This is a genomic window from Ruminococcus sp. HUN007 (genome assembly GCF_000712055.1).
In the GTDB taxonomy this organism is placed as follows: Bacteria; Bacillota; Clostridia; order Oscillospirales; family Ruminococcaceae; genus HUN007.
Genome location: NZ_JOOA01000002.1, coordinates 474,502 through 498,425 on the forward strand (window position 1 = coordinate 474,502; position 23,924 = coordinate 498,425).

20 protein-coding genes and 1 pseudogene are annotated in these 23,924 nt (G+C 42.8%); 12 read left to right on the forward strand and 9 right to left on the reverse strand.

The window, feature by feature from the left end; translation table 11 throughout:
• Positions 1-435 precede the first annotated feature (435 nt).
• Positions 436-1,800 (reverse strand): NCS2 family permease, encoded by a 1,365-nt coding sequence (locus CC97_RS06160; protein ID WP_044974264.1) that lies wholly within the window; start codon positions 1,798-1,800, stop codon positions 436-438.
• A 227-nt stretch (positions 1,801-2,027) separates the two neighbouring features.
• Here CC97_RS06160 and CC97_RS06165 point away from each other — a divergent pair, with 227 nt between their 5' ends.
• Both CC97_RS06165 and CC97_RS21545 read left to right on the forward strand, forming a co-directional pair.
• Positions 2,028-3,143 (forward strand): MATE family efflux transporter, encoded by a 1,116-nt coding sequence (locus CC97_RS06165; protein WP_347493505.1) that lies wholly within the window; start codon positions 2,028-2,030, stop codon positions 3,141-3,143.
• Positions 3,100-3,438, forward strand: a complete 339-nt coding sequence (locus CC97_RS21545) for an MATE family efflux transporter (protein WP_347493506.1) — start codon at positions 3,100-3,102, stop codon at positions 3,436-3,438. Before CC97_RS06165 ends, CC97_RS21545 begins: the two co-directional genes overlap by 44 nt.
• Positions 3,439-3,440: 2 nt before the next feature.
• On the opposite strand, the gene hpt is transcribed toward CC97_RS21545, so the two are convergent.
• On the reverse strand, positions 3,441-3,992 hold the full coding sequence (gene hpt / locus CC97_RS06170; protein WP_044974265.1) for a hypoxanthine phosphoribosyltransferase: 552 nt from the start codon (positions 3,990-3,992) through the stop codon (positions 3,441-3,443).
• 340 nt (positions 3,993-4,332) lie between these two features.
• On the opposite strand from hpt, the gene cysK reads away from it, so the two are divergent.
• On the forward strand, positions 4,333-5,268 hold the full coding sequence (cysK, locus tag CC97_RS06175; RefSeq protein WP_044974266.1) for a cysteine synthase A: 936 nt from the start codon (positions 4,333-4,335) through the stop codon (positions 5,266-5,268).
• 163 nt (positions 5,269-5,431) lie between these two features.
• On the opposite strand, the gene CC97_RS06180 is transcribed toward cysK, so the two are convergent.
• Positions 5,432-6,184 (reverse strand): hypothetical protein, encoded by a 753-nt coding sequence (locus CC97_RS06180; protein ID WP_044974267.1) that lies wholly within the window; start codon positions 6,182-6,184, stop codon positions 5,432-5,434.
• A 244-nt stretch (positions 6,185-6,428) separates the two neighbouring features.
• The gene (locus CC97_RS06185; protein ID WP_044974268.1) at positions 6,429-7,184 is read right to left on the reverse strand and encodes a tRNA threonylcarbamoyladenosine dehydratase; all 756 of its coding nucleotides are present in this window, start codon (positions 7,182-7,184) and stop codon (positions 6,429-6,431) included.
• A 459-nt stretch (positions 7,185-7,643) separates the two neighbouring features.
• Here CC97_RS06185 and CC97_RS06195 point away from each other — a divergent pair, with 459 nt between their 5' ends.
• From CC97_RS06195 to CC97_RS06205, 3 genes are all read left to right on the forward strand, one after another.
• Positions 7,644-8,759, forward strand: a complete 1,116-nt coding sequence (locus tag CC97_RS06195; protein ID WP_197021833.1) for an MATE family efflux transporter — start codon at positions 7,644-7,646, stop codon at positions 8,757-8,759.
• A 73-nt stretch (positions 8,760-8,832) separates the two neighbouring features.
• Positions 8,833-9,132: an ATP-dependent Clp protease adaptor ClpS gene (locus CC97_RS06200; protein ID WP_044974271.1), complete on the forward strand. Its 300-nt coding sequence runs from the start codon at positions 8,833-8,835 to the stop codon at positions 9,130-9,132.
• A 5-nt stretch (positions 9,133-9,137) separates the two neighbouring features.
• Positions 9,138-11,522: an AAA family ATPase gene (locus CC97_RS06205; RefSeq protein WP_044974272.1), complete on the forward strand. Its 2,385-nt coding sequence runs from the start codon at positions 9,138-9,140 to the stop codon at positions 11,520-11,522.
• A 152-nt stretch (positions 11,523-11,674) separates the two neighbouring features.
• On the opposite strand, the gene CC97_RS06210 is transcribed toward CC97_RS06205, so the two are convergent.
• The 3 genes from CC97_RS06210 to CC97_RS06220 form a co-directional block, all read right to left on the reverse strand.
• Positions 11,675-13,282 carry a hypothetical protein gene (locus CC97_RS06210; RefSeq protein ID WP_044974273.1) on the reverse strand — a complete coding sequence of 536 codons (1,608 nt, stop codon included), beginning with the start codon at positions 13,280-13,282 and terminating at the stop codon, positions 11,675-11,677.
• 137 nt (positions 13,283-13,419) lie between these two features.
• Positions 13,420-14,055 (reverse strand): YbhB/YbcL family Raf kinase inhibitor-like protein, encoded by a 636-nt coding sequence (locus CC97_RS06215; RefSeq protein WP_049962728.1) that lies wholly within the window; start codon positions 14,053-14,055, stop codon positions 13,420-13,422.
• Positions 14,056-14,275: 220 nt separating this feature from the next.
• Positions 14,276-14,668: a hypothetical protein gene (locus CC97_RS06220; RefSeq protein ID WP_044974274.1), complete on the reverse strand. Its 393-nt coding sequence runs from the start codon at positions 14,666-14,668 to the stop codon at positions 14,276-14,278.
• Between the two features lie 256 nt (positions 14,669-14,924).
• Between CC97_RS06220 and CC97_RS06225 the strand changes: the two genes are divergently transcribed.
• Genes CC97_RS06225 through CC97_RS06245 form a run of 5 tightly spaced genes read left to right on the forward strand, consistent with a single transcriptional unit; the run spans position 14,925 to position 19,521 of the window.
• Complete coding sequence (locus CC97_RS06225) at positions 14,925-15,296, forward strand: GntR family transcriptional regulator (protein ID WP_044974275.1); 372 nt, start codon at positions 14,925-14,927, stop codon at positions 15,294-15,296.
• Positions 15,297-15,298: 2 nt separating this feature from the next.
• Positions 15,299-16,183 carry an ABC transporter ATP-binding protein gene (locus tag CC97_RS06230; protein ID WP_044974276.1) on the forward strand — a complete coding sequence of 295 codons (885 nt, stop codon included), beginning with the start codon at positions 15,299-15,301 and terminating at the stop codon, positions 16,181-16,183.
• Entirely contained in the window at positions 16,152-16,862 is a 711-nt protein-coding gene (locus CC97_RS06235; RefSeq protein WP_044974277.1) for a hypothetical protein, read from the forward strand. The genes CC97_RS06230 and CC97_RS06235 overlap by 32 nt, the downstream gene beginning before the upstream one ends.
• 12 nt (positions 16,863-16,874) lie before the next feature.
• The gene (locus tag CC97_RS06240; protein ID WP_044974278.1) at positions 16,875-17,669 is read left to right on the forward strand and encodes an ABC-2 transporter permease; all 795 of its coding nucleotides are present in this window, start codon (positions 16,875-16,877) and stop codon (positions 17,667-17,669) included.
• Positions 17,670-17,673: 4 nt separating this feature from the next.
• A complete protein-coding gene (locus CC97_RS06245) occupies positions 17,674-19,521 on the forward strand; it encodes a serine hydrolase domain-containing protein (RefSeq protein ID WP_049962729.1) in 1,848 nt (615 codons plus the stop codon).
• 122 nt (positions 19,522-19,643) lie between these two features.
• On the opposite strand, the gene CC97_RS06250 is transcribed toward CC97_RS06245, so the two are convergent.
• Entirely contained in the window at positions 19,644-20,489 is an 846-nt protein-coding gene (locus CC97_RS06250) for a hypothetical protein (RefSeq protein ID WP_044974279.1), read from the reverse strand.
• A gap of 192 nt (positions 20,490-20,681) precedes the next feature.
• Positions 20,682-22,977: pseudogene (gene pflB / locus CC97_RS06255) on the reverse strand (formate C-acetyltransferase).
• A gap of 256 nt (positions 22,978-23,233) precedes the next feature.
• Here pflB and CC97_RS06265 point away from each other — a divergent pair.
• Entirely contained in the window at positions 23,234-23,893 is a 660-nt protein-coding gene (locus tag CC97_RS06265; RefSeq protein ID WP_044974282.1) for a Crp/Fnr family transcriptional regulator, read from the forward strand.
• Positions 23,894-23,924 lie beyond the last annotated feature (31 nt).

A 23,924-nucleotide genomic window follows, 5' to 3' on the forward strand; every position in this document is an offset into this window, starting at 1 on the left:
GATTCTGAACACGATAAAATATCATCTTTCGAACGCAAGAGTTGAAGCAATTAACAACAAGATAAAACTATCTATACGTATGGCCTATGGCTTCAGAAATATCGATAACATGTTAGCTATGATAATGCTGAGATGCTCAGGCATTGATGTTAGACTGCCTTGGAATTAGCGTTCATCCTTCTTCTGCAATTAGAAATTGTAGCATATGTGAATATCAGTATCAAGGGTGCAAGCACCGCTACGCGGAAACCCTTGACACTGATATCCACACACGCTGGTTTCTCTAATAGCAGCAAAAGGATAAAGAACAGAGGCGGAAAAGTTACCACACATATTAACGATGCCTCCGTTTTCTGAACAAGAAAATCCCTGCTTTTTTTCACGAAAGCAGGGATTTTCTCGACTTATAAAAAGTGACAGATACCCGAAAATCCCTTAAAGTAAAATATACTTGAGAACGAAAAGAACTGAAAGAACATATACAAGCGGAGGTATCTTCTTTCCTTTACCGCAGATCAGGTTGATGACCGTGTAGGAAATGATACCAAGTGAGATACCCTCTGAAATGCTGTAAAACAGCGGCATGGAAATAATGCATATATACGCCGGTACGGCATCGGTATAATTCTTTTCGCTGAATTTTATATCTGCAATCGCCGAAAACATGAGGAAACCGACAACAATAAGTGCAGGAGCTGTTGCAAATCCCGGTACCGCTGTGAAAACAGGTGCGAAAAAGATTGATACGAGGAAAAGAACAGCGGTGGTAAGAGCCGTAAGTCCGGTTCTTCCGCCTTCAGCAACACCTGCAGATGACTCAACAAATGTAGTTGTTGTAGAGGTTCCGAAAACCGCGCCTACTGCCGTAGCTACTGAGTCAGATAAAAGTGCCGGCTTTATTGCAGGAAGCTTTCCGTCCTTGTCAAGCATCTTCGCCTTTGCGCTGACACCGATTAGTGTTCCGAGTGTATCGAACAGATCAACAAACAGGAACGAGAATATGATAACTATAAAACTGAACCAGTCGATTGTGTTCAAATCAACGTTGAAACACTGTCCGAAGGTATTGAAAAAAGCGTTAAAGTCCGTCATCTGCACAGACGGAAACAGTGAATAGTATCCGGCTTCAGGTGAAGGAACATAAACTCCCGCAAGCTGACATACCATTCCTGCTGCCCAGGTACCGATTATTCCGAGAAGGGCCGATCCTTTTACCTTTTTAAGATAGAGAATGAAGGTAAACAGTGTTCCAAGAAGAGCAAGCAGTGCGCTTATTCCTGCAGTACTGAAATTCGCCGTAAAATCAGTTATGGAAACAAGAGTTGATCCGTTATCAACGCAGATACCCGCATTCTGCAGTCCTATAAATGCGATGAACAGACCTATGCCCACTGAAACTGCAGTTTTCAGCGACAGAGGTATGGCATTAAAGATGGCTTCACGTATATTTGTAAGGGAAAGCACGAGAAAGATTATTCCCTCAATAAATACAGCAAGAAGAGCGACCTGCCACGGATATCCCATTATTCCGACTATGGTATATGCGAAAAACGCATTGAGCCCCATACCAGCTGAAAGCGCAAACGGCAGGTTAGCCATGAAAGCCATACAGGCTGTTCCGACAAATGACGCTAGACACGTAGCAATAAGCACAGCAGTCTGGTCCATTCCGGCCGCACCGAGTATCGAAGGATTTACCGCCAGAATGTACGCCATAGTCATAAAAGTAGTAAGGCCTGCCGTAAGCTCCGTTTTTACACTGGTATTGTTCTGTTTTAATCTGAATATTTTTTCAAACATATGATACCCCCGCATTATTCGTTATTCATATAATAATTATAACATAAAAATCGTTTTTAATCTATTAAATTTCATGTATTTTTTATAAAATCATTTCCGGAGATCTCTGTAAACTTCTTATGTTTCCGGTTTGATCTCTTTGTTTTCTGAGTCTTTACTGTTTATGTTATATATGCTATAATTTATAATAGTTTGTCTTCCGGCATGTTTGAAGGAAAGGATAATAAATGACATCAAAAAAAGACTACCTTGCTATGATGCGGAACGGGGAAAAACTCTCGCTTTATGAACAGCTGTGTATGATAATCACTTTAAGCATTCCCGCGATCATGGCTCAGGTCTCATCAATAGTTATGCAGTACACCGACGCTGCAATGATCGGGCATTTAAGCCCGTCTGACTCAGCTGCGATCGGGCTTGTATCATCAACCACCTGGCTGTTCGGCGGTATATGTTCAGCTGCATCCATCGGTTTTACCGTTCAGATAGCACATCTGATCGGTGCAGGTGAAGACCTAAAAGCCCAGAACACCGTTAAGTCAGGTCTCATTTCAGTACTTCTTTTCAGTATGGCTTTAATGATCACCGGCATCGCTGTCAGCAGTATACTTCCGCACTGGCTCGGCGGAGCAGAAAATATACGCCGCAGCGCATCCGGATATTTCATGATATATGCAGCTTCCCTGCCGTTTTTTCAGCTCAATCATATTTCTGCAGGAATGCTTCAGTGCAGCGGTAACATGAAACTGCCGAGTACACTGAATATTTCAAAATGCTTTCTTGACGTGATTTATAACTTTATGCTTATATTTCCGTCACGTACGATCAGAATTTTCGGCAGTGAAATATATCTTCCGGGCGCCGGCCTCGGCATTTACGGTGCCGCTCTGGGAACTGCCCTTGCAGAGATAACTGTTCTTGTCTTCATGCTTTACGCACTGCTGAAAAAATCAGATTCGCTCCATTTGAGGAAGGGCGAGAAAATGCATTTTTCCGCTGAAACTATGAAGCAGGCTCTCCGCATTTCATTTCCGGTCGCAGTCGAACAGCTTATTGTATGCAGTGCCTACATTGCCTCCACAAAAATCGTTTCACCTCTCGGAACAATTGCAATAGCGGCCCACTCATTTTCCATCACTGCAGAAAGTCTGTGCTATATGCCCGGATACGGTATCGGTTCTGCCGCAACAACGATAACAGGTCAGTGTATCGGAGCCGGACGTTCCGACATGACAAAAAAAATCAGGCATACTCACCACTGTGACCGGAATGGTCATCATGACTGTGATAGGATGCCTGATGTATATTTATGCACCGTATATGATAGGTTTTCTGTCAGATGATGAAGAAATACGCAGACTCGGAACAGAAGTGCTTCGTATCGAAGCGTTCGCCGAACCGCTGTACGGCGCTTCCATAATTGCTTCCGGAGTGTTCCGCGGTGCAGGAGACACCCTTATACCGAGCTGTCTGAATTTCTGCAGTATGTGGCTGATACGCATTCCTCTTTCAGCATTCCTTGCTCCGCGTTACGGACTTAAAGGTGTCTGGACAGCAATGTGTATCGAGCTGTGCATCAGAGGCATTCTTTTCCTCATCAGACTTTTCACTAAAAAATACGACAGCAGCAGAAAATGAGATCACTGCTTTTCTTCATCGTATTCAGCTATGTAAGGCAGATTTCTGTAGTATTCGTCACAGTCGAGTCCGTAGCCTATTACGAACAGATCAGGAATTGTGAACAGCGACATGTCCGCTTCGAATTTCACAAGACGTCTCGAAGGCTTGTCGAGCAGAGTGATCACCTTCAGTGAAAGCGGATTTCTTTCCTTAAGTTTCTCCACCACATCATGAAGAGTACGGCCTGTATCTATAATATCCTCAACGATTATTACATGATATCTGCTTAAATCCTGGCTTACATCCATTGTTATGCTTACTTCCCCTGTCGAGACAGTTCCGGAATAATAGCTTTTGGCACACATAAATGCAACTTCACACGGAATGGTGATCTGACGGCAGAAATCAGCCATAAAAACAAACGCTCCGTTCAGTATGCTTATAAGCAGAAGCGGCTTGTCCTTATATTCACGGCTTACCCATTTACCCGCTTCAGCAGTTTTTGCCTTTATCTCCTCCTCTGTGAATATCACCCTTTTGATTTTTCCGTTTATCTCTTCAGTATTTATCATATTCCCAACGCTCCTGTCATTATTTCATAAATTTCCGGGAAACTAAAGTCTCCCCTGCGTACTATAATTGTAGCATATTTACGTGTCCAATGCAAATCAGAGATATAGATTTTACCTATAAGCTGCTATGTGTAAACTGTATTGGACAAACAGAATCCGCAGCGTTATAATAAGACCATGATAAGAATTACTTAAGACCTCACTATTGACAATTCGTGCTCAATAGTGTATTATTAAAATATCAACTCCTACTTATCCTGTAGGAAAACAAGGTTTACATCAATAATTGCTTATCATTACAGTAATTATTATTATTTTATATTTAACGGAGGGAATTATTATGGCAGACATCAAGCAGAGTTCACTCGAACTTATCGGAGGAACACCTATTCTCAAACTCAACAACTATACAAAGAAGGCTGGTATCAGCAATGCAACTATTCTTGCAAAACTCGAATACCTCAATCCGGCTGGTTCAGTTAAGGACAGAATCGCACTCGCAATGATCGAAGACGCTGAAAAGAAAGGCATTCTCAAGCCGGGAGCAACAATTATCGAACCTACAAGCGGTAACACAGGTATCGGTCTTGCAGCTGTTGCAGCAGCAAAGGGTTACAAGGCTATCCTTACACTTCCTGACACAATGAGCGTTGAAAGAAGAACACTTCTTGCAGCATACGGTGCAGACCTCGTTCTCACAGAAGGTGCAAAGGGTATGAAGGGTGCTATCGCAAAGGCTAACGAACTCAACAAGGAGATCGAAGGTTCTGTTATCCTCGGTCAGTTCGTAAATCCGGCCAACGCTGAAGCACACAGAAAGACAACAGGTCCTGAGATCTGGGAACAGACAGACGGCAAGGTTGACATCTTTGTAGCAGGTGTCGGCACAGGCGGTACACTTACAGGTGTAGGCGAATTCCTCAAGTCAAAGAATCCTGACATAAAGATCGTAGCAGTTGAACCTGCATCAAGCCCGGTACTTTCAAAGGGCGAAGCAGGTCCTCACAAGATCCAGGGTATCGGCGCAGGCTTCGTTCCTGAAGTTCTCAACACAGATATCTACGACGAAGTTATCACAATCGAAAACGAAGACGCATTTGCTGAAGGCGCTGCATTCGGCGTAAGCGAAGGTATCCTCGTTGGTATTTCATCAGGTGCCGCTCTTAAGGCTGCATCTATCCTTGCTGAAAGACCTGAAAACAAGGGCAAGACAATCGTTGCACTTCTCCCTGACTCAGGTGACAGATATCTTTCAACACCACTTTTCAGCAAGTAATATTCTCAGGGAAACACTGATTTAAGAATAAATCAGCATTTACTTTAGTCCCTTATTTACTGACATTAAAACTCTCTTTCAAAACGGTCATGTCTTCGAGGCATGGCCGTTTTACTTTCCCCTAAAAATAAAAACCGGCTGAAAAAGCCGGTTTTATTTTTATTTATTCACTTGTTTCTTTCCCTGTTTCATCGCTGCCGCCGTTTTCAACGCTTTTGCAGGAACATCTTCCCTTTTCATCCTTTGAGATCTGCCATTTTTTCTGTCCTGAAAGCTTAAGCTGTGAATTGTTTTTCTCAGTGCCGGTTATACCTGTATCGTCACAGATCCAAACGCCTATGCTGTCAAACTGGACATCTTTCAGAGCAGATGTAAGTTTCTGAATATCTTCGCTCTTAAAAGGCTTGTCCTTACCTGTATATACCTCTACTTCAATGTTCAGGTTTGATTCCGTCAGAAGCGGTTCAACGTTGCCGTCCTTGCGGTAATCACCGTTCAGTTCCGGATAATCGACCGTTACAAAAGCAAAAGCCTTCGCGTTCGGAAGCGCAGTTTCCACGGCTTTCACAAGATAATCCTTGGCCGGCTGACGCATTCTCAGCATGAACCTGTCTTCGAATATCTGGCCTGATGAAGTTATCCACATACATACAACATCGCCTGAATCACTGTTTTCAAGTGTTGAAATAAACATTCCGGCAGGAATTTTATTACCAAGTTTCTCTGTTCTTCCTAAAATACCGGTAGCCTTCCACTCTTCATTATACGTTTCACGCATATAGTTTTCAACGTATTCTATCTGCTTTTCCTCACTCAGTGAATGAAACTCAGAATCACCGCACGATGTCATAACAGGCAGTGCAAGCAAAGTGACCGCTGCCGGTAATACAAAAGATTTAAACTTATTTTTCTTCAACCCCGTCGCCTCCCCGCTGTTATCATAAAACAGTAATGCATTAAGCAAGCACTGATCAGTTCAAAAATCATGTTTTCTTAAGGAAACACTGATTTAATCGTAAATCCGGCTTTGCCGGATTTACGGAGGTGGGATTTGCGGGGCTTCGCCCCGAAGCCCCACGCTGATTTATGAATAAATCAGCGTTTCCTTAACACTATAATTTTATCACATTTATCTTTATAATTCAACCATGTGTACAGGTTTATTTTGCGATAAGATCCTTCACTACCTCGCCTGCTATCATAAGTCCTGCGACTGCCGGAACAAAGGCTGTGCTTCCCGGAATATCCCTGCGTTCGGTACACTTGTGCTGTGCTCCCGGAGGACATACACAGTTTGTGCGGCAGCTTGCACCCATATCTTCACGCGGTCTTATCTGTGGTTCATCGGAGTAAACGACCTTGAGTTTTTTCACGCCGCGTCTTTTGAGCTCATACCTCATTACCCTGGCCAGCGGACAGCCTGAGGTCTTGTAGATATCAGCTATTTTGAATCTTCCCGGATCAAGCTTGTTTCCCGCGCCCATAGCGCTGATAACAGGAACGTTCTTTGCTTTCGAGCGCATTATGAGTTCAAGCTTTGCTGTAACAGTATCAACTGCGTCAACAACGTAGTCATACTCTTCAAACGGAAAGTCATCAGCATTTTCCGGAAGGAAGAAACAGTTGTGAACACGGACATCGACATCAGGGTTTATATCCTTCATTCTTTCGAGCATGACTTCAGTCTTGTATCTTCCGATAGTCTTTCTTGTAGCTATTATCTGACGGTTAAGGTTTGTCAGACATACCTTGTCGTCATCCACAAGATCAAAGTGACCAACGCCGCTTCGTACAAGCGCTTCGCAAACATATCCGCCTACTCCGCCTATACCGAAAACTGCTACCCTGGCTTCCGAAAGTTTCTTTATTCCTTCCGCACCGATTAGCAATTCTGTTCTTGAAAACTGATTTAACATACGATAAACACCTCATAATACTTAAGGCGGATGCATGGCTGGAAGATCATCACCCGCTTTTCATACTGATTTGATAGACATAATAAATTATATACTAATCGGCTTTGGTTGTCAAATAAAATTCAGATGATTTTGTCAATTGAAAAAGTTTTGTCATTTTGATATAATTTATATTGAATGTCAAAATCAAATAAATTATTCAGGAGGTCTGTTAATTGGATACAGAAAAGATCCAGACAAAATCCATGACGGAAGGTGCGCCGTGGAAACATATTCTTAAATTCTCACTGCCGGTTCTTGCAGGTTCACTTCTTCAGCAGCTTTACAACACTGTTGATACTATAATCGTCGGTAAATACTCAGGCGAGGATTCACTTTCCGCAGTCGGAACAACTGCAAGTCTTGCTTTTTTCTTTCTCGCGGTAGCCATTGGTTTTTCATCAGGTAACGGTGTTGTCGTTGCACAGCATTACGGTGCCGGTAGCGAGAAAAAAAGTACGTGCCAACGCATCGGTCGGAATCCTTTTCCTGCTGGGTCTCGGCGTGATCTGTGCCCTTGTTGGAATTCTGACCGCAAAACCTGCCTATACATATCTTCTTAACGTTGACCGGAGCATTGTCGGTCTTACCGTAAACTATTTCCGCTGGTACTGCATAGGCCTTGTTTTCCAGTTCGGATACAATATTTTCTCGGCTATTCTCCGTGCTGTCGGCGACAGTGCTGCGACCCTCTATTTTCTTCTTATCTCATCAGTGCTGAACATCGGTCTCGATCTTCTTTTCGTGGCGTATTTCAAATGGGGCGTAACAGGTGCCGCCGTTGCAACAGACATTTCACAGGCAGCTTCATTTGCAGCGGCATATTTCTACATGACAAAGAAATATCCAGTATTCCGCTTTAAGCTCTCCGACTTCCGCTGGGATTCACAGATGATAAAAGCTACAGTCAGAATAGGTTTTCCTATCTCGCTTCAGCTCATGATCGTTTCCTTCGGTCTTACATTTATCCAGCGTGCTGTAAATGAATTCGGAAAGGTAATGACAGCTTCCGCAACAGTAGGCCAGCGAATCGAAATGTACCTCAACCTTCCGGCTACAGCTTTCCAGACCACACTTGCCACCTACACCGGACAGAACATCGGCGCAGGCAAACCGGAACGTGTTAAGAAAGGCGTAAAGCAGGCGCTTGTGATTGCTCTTTTATTCACTCTGTTCATTTCCGCCATGGTAACGGTATTCTCCGGTTCAATAGTCACTCTGTTCAGTCTGAGTGACCAGGCTGCGGTATACTGCCTGCAGCATCTGCGTGCCATAGCACTCGTAAACATAGTTCTCACAATGTACGTTCCTGTTTTCGGAGTGTTTCAGGGTTCAAACCACAGTGCTTTCCCGATGATCGTCGCCACAGTCGCTCTCGGCACACGAGTTCTTGTAACTTATCTTTTCCGATACAGTGACATTTTCGGACACACTATCATCTGGTGGAACGGTATTTTCGGATTCGGCATGGGATTTATTGTAACATGGATCTATTATCTCAGCGGAAAATGGCAGAACAACGCAGCTATAAAATAATATCTTATCTAAAGAGAGGGAGATCGCGCTTCCTCAGCAAATATAGTTTTTCATAGAACGAAAGGAGCATACAATGGGTTTACAGGGACAGACATTAGAAAGGACCGGTTCAAAGACAAAGGAACCGAAACGATACAACGTGATCATGCTCAACGATGATTTTACGACAATGGATTTTGTCGTGGCTGTACTGATCGATATCTTTCACAAAGATAAGCTGACTGCTGAAGCCCTGATGCTTGATGTGCATAAAAAAGGGAAAGCTGTAGTCGGAACATATTCATACGACATAGCTGTGACGAAGACACGTACAGCAATGCAGCGCGCACGTGATGAGGGGTTTCCTTTCAGAATGCTTGTAGAGGAGGCATAAAACAAATGGAATATTCTGAACATCTTCTTACAGCGCTTATAAACGCTGCGGAATTTACAAAAAATCAGAAACTGGAATTATGCACTCCGGAAACTGTGCTTTATTTTATCTGCGATGATGAAATGTTTGACAGTGCTTTCTCCGACTGCGGAGGAGATACTGACTTTCTCGAAGCTGATCTTTATGATTACATTGAAAATAATATAGACAGATACAGCAGCGAAACCAATACAGTACAGAATTCCCTTGCGCTTGAATGTGCACTGGAAAACGCCGCAATAAGCGCTTCAAACAGTGGAAACCGTGAAATTGAGATAAAGCATTTTATCCACGGAATGTGGCAGATAGAGGATCTTTATGCCGTTTATTTCATTGAAAAGCAGGGTATAAAGGAAACCGATCTTTTATGTGCTATTGCTGAACTTGATGATGAAGAGCCGCATCCTGAAGATGTCATAATAAAAAAGCGTGACGACACTGATGAACATACATACTACAGTGTCGAAGATGATGATGAAGATGAGGACGATGAATTTATCACCGGACCGGAATCTTCAGGTAAAAGTCATCGCAGCACAGAAGGCTTTGTAACCTGCCTTAACGACAGTCTCGGCGATGTTAATCCGCTCATAGGACGAACCGAAGAACTTGAAAGGACAATGCAGATACTCTGCCGTCTTGACAAGAACAACGCCCTTCACATAGGCGATCCGGGTGTAGGCAAAACTGCAGTTATGTACGGTCTGGTAAAAAAGATCGTATCGGGTAAGGTTCCGGAGCCTCTGAAGAACGCTCGTGTTTATTCCTTCGACATCGGCTCGATGCTTGCCGGAACGAAATACCGCGGTGATTTCGAGAAAAGGCTTAAGAAGGCACTTTCCGATATAAGCCGTGACGAGAATCCGATAATCTACATCGATGAGATCCACAACATCGCCGGTGCAGGTGCCACGGGTGACGGCTCATTTGACGCTGCAAATCTGTTAAAACCGTATCTGACAGACGGAAAGATACGCTTTGTCGGCGCCACGACATACGAGGAACACAAAAAATATTTTGAAAAAAGCAAAAGCCTCATAAGACGATTCCAGAACGTTGAAATAAAGGAACCTTCAAAGGAAGAATGCATAATGATCCTTGAAGGTCTTAAAAGCAGATATGAAAATTTCCACGGTGTAAAATATGCGGATGACGTAATACCGTACGCAGTGGAGATGAGTTCAAAATACATTAACGAACGCTTCCTTCCTGACAAGGCCATCGATCTTATCGACGAGGCCGGAGCATATCTTAAACTCGGTATGGACAAAAAAGATCAGGATAATGAATCCGCTTTCTCATCTGTTACGGAAATGCTTTTAAAGGAAGCCGGTGCTGTTCCGGTGGTGACCCGCGAAATAATAAACGCCGTACTCACAAAGATATGCCGCGTTCCGGTCGAAACTGTTGAAACTGAAGATATGGACGGAATTGCAGGACTTGAGGAAAAACTGAGTGCTCTTATCTTCGGACAGAACGAAGCAATAAAGCAGGTGGTCAACACCGTCAAGTTCTCGAAGGCCGGGCTCAACGATGAAAACAAACCGCTCGCAAGTCTTCTTTTCGTTGGTCCTACCGGTGTCGGAAAAACCGAGATTGCACGTCTGCTTGCTCTGAAACTCGGACTTAAGCTCATACGCTTTGACATGAGTGAATACGAGGAAAAGCATGCAGTTGCCAAGCTTATCGGCTCTCCTGCGGGATATGTCGGCTACGAGGAAGGCGGACTCCTCACTGAAGAAATAAGAAAAAATCCGTCTTCAGTCCTTCTTCTTGACGAGATAGAAAAGGCACATCCGGACATCTACAACATTCTTCTGCAGATGATGGATCATGCAACACTGACGGACAATCAGGGACGCAAGGCTGATTTCCGCAATGTCATCATAATTATGACATCGAACGCAGGCGCCAGCCGCATCGGAAAAAGCGTTATCGGATTTGAAAGCAGAGACCGAGACAGCAGCGTTGTCATGGAGGAAGTAAAACGTATTTTCCAGCCTGAATTCCGCAACCGTCTCGACCGTATCGTTGTATTCAACGGCATGGATGACAGCATGGCGGAAAAGATCATCGGTAAAAAGCTGGGTGAACTTGCTGACAAACTTGCAGTTAAGAACATCACACTTGAATACGACAAGGCTGCAGCTGATCTTATCAAGAAAAAAGGTATCTCATCTGAATACGGCGCCCGTGAAGCAGACCGTGTGATCAGAAACGAGATAAAACCGCTTTTCGTTGACGATATCCTTTTCGGAAAACTGAAAAACGGAGGAAAGGTAAACCTCTCCGCCGATGGTGATAAATTTGTTATTAATGTGGATTCAGAGATTGTGGATCTTCAAAAATAATAGTTTTCTCTGCTAAATAACAAACACGCCGCATCTCACCGGTTAGTCCGGTTCTGAGATGCGGCGTTTTTTGTTTTCAGTTAAATTTTTATGTTTGTAAAAATATCATAGGTCTCTGCAAAGGGACAACCTTAGGGAGAGAAAAATCTTATTCAGTTAATATCTGAATTCGGGATCGTAACAGTCCAGCTGCTGGATGTCTCTTTCGAAGATTCTTCAAGCTCTTCTTCAGTTCTTAATCTGATGACCGTATTGTCACCATCCGCATCAGTGCTGTAGTAAAGATGATGATCCGGATCCGGGACTTTAACCTTTTCTTCATCATCGTTCAGACCGATGACTTTAGTGGAAACTGTTCTGCTTCCTCCGCCGGATGTAGTTACTTTTACCGTTTCTTCTTCCTTCGCTTTCAGGTATCTTTCATAGGAAACCTTGAAAGACTTGTCACATCCGTCGTTTATGTACTCAACTTCAGAAAGTTTGCCGTCAAGGAAAGTAAGATTAATGTGTTCGTGCTTATAAAGAGGATCCATGTAACGGAACATACGGTCATTCATAAGTTCAGGAAGTTCTTCTTCAAAATTATCATAGTTATAAACACCGTCTTCTATTTCCACGTCCGGATGATCGGATTCCATGTATGAGAAATAGTAGTATGCTTTTATAAGTGCATCATTTTCAGATATTTCCGGATAATCAGGAAGTGATGCAGTTTCCGGATCTTCTGAGGTCTTATCAGCAAAACCGTCCTTCCAGTTCTCCTCTCCGGAAGCATACTGATCAAGTCCGGATGTAAACGGAATCGCAAGATTCTGAGGAACAGCAGCCGGATATGCCCCTGTTACCTTACCGTTTAAATCTGTCAGATAAACCGATACGACCTTACCGTCCGAAATGTGTATCGCCCACTTAAAATTAAACTTGTTTGAAAATCTGGCAAGTTTGTTCAGCTGAACGCAGAAGTCATCGTCATCGGCTCCGTTTACAATTATTCTTTCTCCGGCAAGTTCTTCTGTGTATTTGCCGTTTTTAATTGCATTTATGAGTGCAAGTCCGGTAAGTCCGTACATCATCTTTGCGTCGTCATTAAGCTGTGAAACAGTACGGGAATAACTGTGCCAGTCCGCATCTGAACTGCTCATCATTTGAAAAAAAGATGTATCGACTTTGTCAAAAGGAATTATAATATCATTCGGTATTCCAAGAGGATATGCTCCAGTCTTTTCATTATTTACAGAACATATAACTTTTGTCTGACCAAAAAAGCTGTAGTCAGCTATCCATTTAAGATTACGATATCCGTATTTATCATGAATAATGCGATTGACTTCTTCTGCAGTTTCGCTTCCGTCATCAAACGAAACAGATCTTCCTTTTTCCTCAGGAATACCAGAATCGCTGCGAAGCAGTCCGTTTATAATCTCAGCAACTGTTGCAGCCATACGGTTGAGTTTCTGAGAATCGTTGATATCCTTCTCGTAATCAGATGAACTCAGAACATGTTTATAGTACGAATGATCTTCGTATATTGATTCCTTCATGGAAATAGTATCGAGTATGTTCACTACCCCGTCTTCGTTTACATCCAGTTTTTCAGAAGCTTCTCCATCAGATTTTCCTGTCATGAAATCGAACATTCCTGAAAGATCGGACGGTTTAAAATATTTCTTCGCCTTCTCAGTATCTGCTGCATATGCTGTAATAAAAACTGATGAAACGAGAGTAACTGCAAGAACTGCAGAAATAACTTTCTTTATCATAAATCTTATCCTCTTTTTGTGGTTTGTGTTATTGGATATATTTTACCACGAATGTGATTCAAAGTCAATTCAGATATGCAGAAAAACCACGCTCTCTTTTCAGAAAACGTGGTTCACCTGAATAATTTAATTGGTAATTAATTAAACGCATAAGTCCCTGCAATATGTCCATAGGAAATAACATTTCCGCCGCCGTTGTCAAGCGACTTTATCGTTTCAAAGAACTCCTGATTCATATTGTCAAATCTTACTTCAACGGATTCTGCAGGTTCCTTCAGGGCGAAGACGTAGACTTCATAATTGTGGTCTCCGGTTCCGGCCGGCGGATACGGGCCTTTGTATTCTTCTGCCGGTGCCCAGCCTGTCGGGAGATCAGTTTCCTTGCTTACGGACTTCCAGTGAAGCCAGTTGTAGGCACTTGTATCTATCATGTAGATAACGTACTCTCCTGCGCCTTCAACAGATCCCCATGAAAGCTGCGGAGAAACATTGTTCCCTTTTTTCTTCAGGCTTCCTATATCGTCCTTCCACTTTCCGTCTTCACCAAGGTCTGAAGATGTTATTTCAAATGTGCTGAGATTTTCAATGCTGAACTCTTCTGCCGCTTCAGTTAATTCTGCTGCAGTTTCTTCGGAAGATCCTTCATAGGCTTCCGTTACCTGCACTATTTCAGAGTTCTGAGCACTGCCGTTATCAGTTTTTGCTGCAGTTCCGCATGAAACTAAAGCAAAAGCCGAAAGAAGTGATGATATTAATAATACTGTCTTTTTCATAGAATACTCTCCTTTGTATAGTGTGATACAATTATTATATCACACTAAGCATAACAATGCAACACTAATTATCAAAATAGCTCATAATACATATAAATAAGGTGTATCCTAAAAAAATATCAGAATACACCTTATTCAATGCAATAAAAAACCCTGCTCGGTGAGCAGGGTTAATATAAGGGTAAAGCCATGTACTGCTATGATCCTGTGTTTCAGGATGTTAAGTTATTGTTGTTTCGCTTCCGTCATCAAACGAAACAGATCTTCCTTTTTCCTCAGGAATACCAGAATCGCTGCGAAGCAGTCCGTTTATAATCTCAGCAACTGTTTCAGCCATACGGTTAAGTTTCTGGGAATCGTTGATATCCTTCTCGTAAGCAGATGAACTCAGAACATGTTTATAGTACGAATGATCTTCGTATATTGATTCCTTCATGGAAATAGTATCGAGTATATTCACTACACCGTCTTCGTTTACATCCAGATTTTCAGATGCTTTATCGGCAGGTTTGAAATATTTTTTTGCCTTCTCAGTATCGGCAGCATATGCTGTGATGAAAACTGATGAAACGATACTGACTGCAAGAACTGCAGATATAACTTTCTTTATCATAAATCTTATCCCCTTTTTGCGGTTTGTTTTATTGGATACATTTTACCACAAACACTGGGCAAAAGTCAAGGAACCTGTCCATGATAACGGCATATCCGATCGCCTAAATACGTGGGTTTGGATATATCTAGTTTCTTTTTAAGAGAGTTTTTAACAAACACTTTCTCCGGAAAAATAAAAAAACTATTGACAAAACTGTTATCATTGATTATACTGTATATATACCGATATACACAGTATGTCAAAGGAGATTTTCATGAAAATAATTATAAAAAACAAATCAGAACTGCCTATCTATGAACAGATCGAGGAGCAAATGAAGACACAGATACTTGACGGGACCATAAAGGAAGACGAACAGCTTCCGTCTATCCGTCAGCTTGCCCGTGATCTGAAGATAAGCGTAATCACAACAACAAGAGCCTACAACGATCTTGCTGAGGAAGGTTTCATCATCTCGGTGGCCGGCAAGGGCTATTTCGTTTCTCCGAGAAACAACGAACTCCTGAAGGAGCGAATGCTGTTCGAAATGGAGGAAGGACTTGAAAAAGCCGTAACAAGCGGCAGAAATGCCGGACTTTCTGACGAGGAGATCATAGAGGCGCTTAAGAAATTTATGGAGGGATGACAATGGAAAACATTCTTGAAATCAACGGCCTTAATAAATCATACGGGGATTTTGCTCTGAAAGACGTAAGCTTTTCCCTTCCAAAGGGCTACATAATGGGATTTGTCGGCCAGAACGGATCCGGCAAGACTACTACTATCCGCTCGATACTCAATATGGCGAAAACCGACAGCGGAAAGATATCTGTCTTTGGTCTTGACAGTGTAAATGACACTATCGAGATCAAACAGCGTACCGGCGTGGTTTTCGACAGCCTTTATCTTGCGGAACATCTTACTGCAAAACAGATAGAAAAGCAGTTAAAGCCGTTTTACAATGACTGGCAGAGCGATGAGTTCTTTAAGCGCCTTAAAAGTTTTGAACTTCCTGACAACAAGAAGGTCGGCGAGTTTTCAAAGGGCATGAAGATGAAACTGATGATAGCCGTTGCCCTCTCCCACAAGGCAGAGCTCATTATACTGGACGAACCAACAAGCGGACTTGATCCGGTGGCCCGTGATGAACTGCTGGACATTCTTTCGGAATACATTGAAGATGAAAACCGCGGTGTGCTTTTTTCAACGCATATCACTGCAGACGTTGAGCGTATAGCCGACTACGTAACTATACTCCACAACGGAAAAGTGTGGTTTACCGGCGAACTCAACGCACTTGCGGAAAGCTATGCAGTTTTAAAGGGCGCGGAAGAAGATATTCCGGAAACGGTAAAAGATAAACTCATCGGCTTCCACGCATACCGGAACGGCTTCGAAGCATTAATAAAAACCGACGATCTGGCAGGACTTCCGGATTCCCTGGAATATGAAAAGGCTAACCTCGACGACATCCTGGTCTACATAGCAAAGGAGGATAAGAATGAAAGACATGCTGAAAATAATGCGGTTTGATTTCTTAACCGCCGCAGATACCGGATATTTTCCGGCAGTTTTCCTTGCTGCCCTGTCTGTATCAGGAGCATTCCTTTTCGGTCCGGGCTGTGCAGCCGCTCTGATACTGACGTCCATATGCTTTATACTTCCGCTTACAAGCGTTGCTGAGAAATCTGAGTTTCATAAACTCTACGGAATTCTTCCGGTAAAAAGAAAAAACATAACCCGCGGACGTTTTCTGTATATATTCATGCTTCATTTCATACCGGAAATGATCGCGCTTTTACTGTTAAAACCGGCTTTCACTCTGAAGGCATACAGATTTCTTCCTAATCAGGGCAGTGCAAGTCTGCAGATGATCGAAAATGCTTTTTCATCAGAATTCCGCTCTCCGTGCATGATCATCTTCACCGTTTTTTCGATTTCATGTTTTGCTTTCCTCTACATGGAATTCACCGGACAGATCTTCGGACACGAAAATGATATTAAGAGCATCATGGTATTACTCCTGACCGTAACAGCAGTTGTTACGACCCTGACAGCACTCGGAAGTCATGACATAATACAGGTGGATTTCGAAAAGATCCGCAATTTAAAGACACTTACCGCCGGCATCTCTCTGAACACACTGCTGTTTATGATCTGCCTGCTGCTCGGAGAAATAACCGCCGGAAAAGTATCGGCAAAAGAGCTATGAGGAGGGATAATCATGGATCTTACTGTAATCAGAAAAATAATAAAATCAGACCTTACAAATATAAGAGGCGGTAAAAACTCGATGACTTCCCTTATAGTAATAACAGCCGTATTCTTTCTCGGAACCGGATTTCTTGTTTCACCGATAGCCGGTCTGTACGGACCGTTTCTGCTTGGAGTCTTCGTCGTACCCGCACTTTTTTCCAACGAGATAAAATATCACAGTGAAAAGCTCCCCTTTATTCTTCCGATACGGCGCAGTGATCTTGTAAACGCAAGATTTCTGTTTGCCGCAGGTACATATTTTATAGTCGGTCTTGTGGTCTATGTTCTTATGCTTTTATCAGAAAAAATAAAACTTTACACATTGATCCTCGGAGATGAAGACGCCGATTTTCTTAAAGTGATTTCAGAACGTCTCGGCTTTTCACCGCTGTTGTTTTTCAGCATGATATACTGCCTTGCTTTTGCCGTAGGATTATTATCTTTAGGAATGCAGCTCCGTGCCTATTTCAAAGATCCTGCAAGATTAAAAGCAGATCTGGATATGACATCAAATAAAAACTCTAAAAAAGAAAAAATTGCTGTAGTTATTATATTTTTCGGAATATTACTTTTTATACTCGTCGTAACAGGCATTATTCCGGTAACAACAGCTCTGGCTGTAATACTTCAGCTTTTTGCAAATCTTGCTCATGCCGGAAAAGGAGTTTTCCTGACTGTTTTTACACTATGCTTAGGATTTATGAGTCTTACTTTCAGTTACACATGCACAAGACTTGAGTATGAGGAAAAGGATCTGGGGTGATAAAATGAAAAATCTGTTTAAACGCATGACTGCTGCTTTGTGTGCAGGACTTATGCTTTCATTTCCTGTAAACATTTCAGCTGAAGAAATTCCTGAAAATGATATTACACTGCCATCAGGCAAAACACTGAAAGAAGTGATCTCTACAATAGCCTCAGACTGTAAAGCTACTGAAGATATTCTGGACTTCGCATCAGCCGAGATCAGTATATTCAAAGGTAACGAAGAGCTATACACCGGTTATTTCGGTGAAGTGAACAAGGAAAAACACATCGCCGCTGATGAAACATCAGTTTACGAATGGGGCAGCATTTCGAAAACACTCATCTGGGTAAGCGTTATGCAGCTTTATGAACAGGGGCGTATAGATCTTGACAAGGACATCCGTGAATATCTTCCGGAAGGATTCTTTAAGAATCTCACATACGACGATCCGATCACAATGATGAACCTTATGAATCATAATGCTGGATGGCAGGAAACAACGAAAGCTATCCAGGTAAAAGACGAAAAGGATATAAAGCCGCTGGGAGAAGCTCTTAAAGAAATCGAACCGGCGCAGGTTTTCCGTCCGGGAAAAGTTACCGCCTACTCGAACTACGGTGCTGCTGTGGCGGGATATGTGGTCGAATGCATAACGGGCGAAGATTTCTGTGACTATGTTCACGAGAACATTTTCAACGTTCTCGGAATGGAACACACTTCACTGAATCCGAACCACAGCGACAACGCTTACGTTTTCGAAAAGCGAAAGGAAATGCACAGCTATTCAACTATGTTCTTTGAATCTGTTGACGAAGGAAACTGTCTTTACTACATTCCCTGCTACCCTGCCGGAGCAGCAGCAGGAACTTTAGCGGACTTAAGGACCTATGCGCAGGCATTTGTAAATGATGATGCACCGCTTTTCAAAAATCCGGAGACTCAGAAGCTGATGTTTGAGGGAACAGCTTTTTACGGTGATTCGGACATTCCGGAAAACTGTCACGGCTTCTGGCCGGAGGAACGTGAAGTACGTGTTTACGGTCACGGTGGTTCAACACTTTTCGGAGAAGCTGATATGAAATTTGATCCGGTATCAAAGATAGGATTTGTCGTTATGGTAAATCAGTACGGCGGCAACCTGGTAACTGAAAACGCACCGTCACTGGTCTTCGGACATTTTCCGAAAGACAAATATATTTCCGAAACAGATGATAAAATTGATATAAAAGGATATTATTTGATCTCACGCGGAGTTTTCAAAGGACTGATGAAATTCCAAAATACTCTGACAGCAATTTCTGCAGATGAACTTGGTGATACTAATTTAAGAAAACTGAATGACGGTCTGTATGTTATTGAAGCCGGTGAAAGCGGTCAGTTATCTTCAGTCAGAAACTACGAAAACGGCGACTGGGGGCTGCTTATACAAAGTGAAGAACTGATACATACTGGCAGTTATCTTTTCGCACTGGCTCTCCTTGCTGCCTACGGACTTACCGCAGTCGCATCGTTTTACATGCTCCGTATCCGTTTCAAAGTTCGTAAACTCAAAAAACAGTCACTTACTTCAGGTGTTATAACTGCCGGAGAAACAGCGATACTTGTTTCAGTAATTCTTCTGCTTACAAGTTACGTGTACACATTGAAATTCCTGGGTGGTCTTCCGGAGGCAGCAATGACCGTCTTCGGCACCTGTCAGATCATATGCGCGGCTGTATGTGTTGTTTCAGCAATCGCTGCGGTAAGATCCGCTTTAAAAGATAAAGATAAAATAAAGAAAACGGTCTGCATCATCAATACTGTCTGCAGTGTAATATGCGTTTCTGCGATAGTGTATTTCGAAATGTACCGCTTCTGGGGCTGCTGATAAAAGCCGCACTTACAGAGAAAAAATAAACTGTAGAACAAAAGATAAATAATACAAAAAGGGTAACAGTCTTTGCTTTTATCGCAATGACTATTACCCTTTTGTATTTTCAGTCAGCATTTTCACGCAACATCTACATTAAGTGCAATGTAAAGTCTGACTTCGTCATCAGTTGCTTTTCTGGTTCCTTCCATGGCAGCAGAACCGTTTTCTGCGATAAAATCCAGAAATACATCGTAGTCATCTTCGTGCATTACATCAGCGTAGTGACCGATGCCGGAAAATGAATAGGTACATGTTATTATTTTTTCCTTATCAATAAGTTTGAGCTGCTCATCAAAGAACTTTTCCTTCCAGATAAGATAGTCATCATCATCTACTTCAGGAACCAGCTTTTTTAAGATTTTTTTGTTCCTGTCATAATCGTCAATATTTATATAGTGAAATACAGTATCGTGGGCAATGTCAGTTTCCAGTCTGAGGCGGTAACGGAATTTCTCTTCAGCAGTCATTCCGGAAAAATCGCAGTCAACTTCATAGATCTCGTCAGAATATTTTCCTACCCCCCATTCTATGATCTCATCTGTTTCATCATTATCACAGACTGTAAGATTCATCAGATATTTCAGGAGTGCTGTAACATCATCCTCAGGGACTTCCGAAAGTGCCTCGATTATTGCATCATTGTCGCCGTCATCAAAATCAAAGCCGAAAAAGTTATCAGTCACGGTGCTTTCCACGATCTTTATAAAGTCCATAAGCTCCTGTCCGGCAAGCGACTCACATTCAGAAAAATATTCAAAAATATTTTCCTCTGATTCATGGAAACACGAAGTACCGTCCGAACAGTTATTGAGCAGCCATCTGGTTTCACCATCGCAAGTATATTTCACTGCTGCAACAACTGTTATTTCATTATCAAAAATAAATTCTTTTCTTCCTGCGTCTTCAATCATTATACGACTCATTAACTGTTCCTCCTTTACTGCAAAGTTATACTCAAATACTTATTATAATAATTTTACAATAAATTTTCTTAAAAGTCAATGTTTTTTATGATTTTTGCTCATGTTCTTATTTTTACTCACTTTTATTGCATGAAAACAGGCTGCGCGGCATAAGTCACGCAGCCTGTTTCGTACCAGGGAGTATATCAGGAATTATCTTGTTGAATGGAATGTTCTTGCAATAACGTCGAGCTGCTGTTCCCTTGTAAGATCGACGAACTTGACAGCGTAGCCCGATACACGAATCGTGAAGTTAGCGTACTCAGGATTTGTCGGATCCTCCATGATCTTTTCGAGATATTCTCTGCCGAATACGTTCACGTTGAGGTGATGTGCACCCTGTGAGAAGTATCCGTCGAGAACATGTACGAGGTTTGTAACGCGTTCTTCCTCAGTTCTGCCTATGGCATCCGGATTGATGCTCTGTGTATTTGAAATTCCGTCAAGTGCCCATTCGTAAGGGATCTTGGCTGTTGAATTGAGAGATGCAACAAGTCCGTTCTTTTCTGCACCGTAGCTTGGATTTGCGCCAGGTGAGAATGGTTCGCCGGCCTTTCTTCCATCAGGAAGAGCACCTGTAGCACGTCCGTAAACCACGTTTGATGTGATAGTGAGGATAGATGTTGTAGGTTCTGAGTTCCTGTATGTATGTCTTTTCTTTATCTTTGCAAGGAAAGTCTTAAGAAGATCAACACCGATCTGGTCTGCACGGTCATCATCGTTTCCGTACCTCGGGAAATCTCCCTCAACTTCGTAGTCAAGAGCGATGTTCTTTGCCACATCGACTACGTTGCCCTGCTTGTCCTTCACTTCTACATCGCCGCGGATAACCTTTACCTTAGCGTACTTTATAGCTGAAAGTGAGTCGATAACATGTGAGAATCCTGCAATACCTGTTGCAAATGTACGTCTTACATCTGTATCGATAAGAGCCATTTCTGCTGCTTCGTAGTAGTACTTGTCGTGCATGTAGTGGATGAGGTTCAGTGTGTTTACATAGATACCTGCGAGCCATTCAAGCATTACGTCGTACTTCTTCATAACTTCATCGTAGTCAAGATATTCGGAAGTGATCGGCTGATATGCCGGAGCAATCTGCTTGCCGAGCTTTTCATCGATACCGCCGTTGATAGCGTAGAGGAGTGCCTTTGCGAGATTTGCACGGGCACCGAAGAACTGGATCTCCTTGCCTGTCTGTGTAGCAGATACGCAGCAGCAGATCGAGTAGTCATCGCCCCATACCGGCTTCATAACGTCATCGTTCTCGTACTGGATAGAACTTGTCTTTACTGAGATGTATGAAGCGTACTTCTTGAAGTTTTCCGGAAGATCCTTTGAGTAGAGAACTGTGAGGTTAGGTTCCGGTGAAGGTCCCATGTTTTCGAGTGTGTGGAGGAAACGGAAGTCGTTCTTTGTTACCATGTGACGGCCGTCAACTCCGATGCCGCCTACTTCAAGTGTTGCCCATACCGGGTCGCCTGAGAAGAGGTCGTTGTATGAAGGGATTCTTGCGAACTTGACCATTCTGAACTTCATTACCATATGGTCGATAAGTTCCTGTGCTTCCTTTTCAGTGATCGTTCCTGCCTTAAGGTCACGCTGGATGTAGATGTCGAGGAATGTTGACACACGTCCTACTGACATTGCTGCACCGTTCTGTGTCTTGATGGCTGCCAGATATCCGAAGTAGAGCCACTGAACTGCTTCCTTCGCATTCTTTGCAGGTTCAGAAATATCGTATCCGTAGATCTCAGCCATCTTCTTCATACCCTGAAGTGCTCTGATCTGGTCTGAAAGTTCTTCACGCTGGCGGATAACGTCATCAGTCATTGTACCGTCGCCGCAGTTTGCCTTGTCGTATTCCTTTTCCTTTATAAGGAAGTCGATACCGTAAAGAGCAACTCTTCTGTAGTCGCCGACTATACGTCCGCGTCCGTATGTATCCGGAAGGCCTGTAACTATATGGCTGTTTCTTGCTGCCCTGATCTCAGGTGTGTATGCATCGAAAACGCCCTGGTTATGTGTCTTGTGGTATTCATTGAAGATCTGGTCGAACTTAGGATTTATCTTGTAGCCGTAGCTTTCAGCTGCCTGTTCGGCCATCTTGATGCCGCCGTACGGCATGAATGCTCTCTTTAACGGCTTGTCTGTCTGAAGACCTACGATCTGTTCAAGGTCCTTCATTGACTCGTCGATATATCCCGGACCGTATGCTATAAGGCTTGTTACGACCTCAGTTTCGCAGTCGAGGACACCGCCTTTTTTTTCTTGCTTCGATCTGTAAAGCGCTGAGCTTGTTCCAGAGCTTTTCAGTAGCTTCAGTCGGTCCTTCGAGGAAGGATGCATCGCCGTCGTAAGGTGTGTAGTTGTTCTGGATGAAGTCTCTTACATTTACTTCCTCTGTCCAGAGACGACCCTTGAATCCGTTCCACTGTTCAAATTTTTTCATAGCAGTTACCCCCTGTTTAAGATTGAATGATTTATTTGATTCCACGATGATTTATGATAAATCATCGTTTTCTTAAGCTTTTCTGATAAGAGTTTTTTTTTGTTTTCTCTTATCTTCTGTCACTATAATATCATAACCGGGGATAAAGTTCTGTGACTTAGTCATATTACAGAAAAAATTTTCAATTGATTAAAGCAGGTAAAAATGATATAATTACAATAATAAAAACTGATACATATGAAAAGAGGTTCGGTCAATGGAAGAGATACTTAAAAAGCTGCCGTTCTGGGAAAAGCTCACCAGACAGGAACAGGATCTGGTAGTCACTTCGGCAGTCATTCAGAAATACGATGCAGGACAGATGATACACACCTGCGACAAACAGTGCGTCGGTCTTGTATACGTTATAAGCGGAAATGTGAGACTTTATCTTCTTTCCGAAGAAGGCAGGGAGGTAACGCTCTTCCATGTGCTTGCAGGCGATACCTGCGTGATCTCCGCTTCATGTGTAATGGAACAGATAAGCTTCCACAACGAACTTTCCGCTGCAGAAAAAACTGAGATACTTATTATACCTGCCGCGGTTTTCGGAAGGATAATAAAGGACAATATCTACGTCCGCTGTCATATGTACGAGCAGACATCAAAGGCTCTTTCCGACTCAATGTGGGTCATCCAGCAGATAATCTTTAAAAGCATCGACAGCCGTGTTGCCTCTTTCCTGCTTGAAGAATCTGACCGCACCGGATCGGATACCCTTAACATCACACAGGAAACCATTGCAACAGAGATAAATACCGCCCGCGAGGTAGTTGCACGTATGCTCAAGCGCTTTGCCGCGGAAGGATACATTCAGAACCAGCGCGGAAAGATCATAATCACCGACACTGATGCACTTGAAGACATTGCAGGATGAGCAAAGAATACGGCAATGAGCTGATCATATG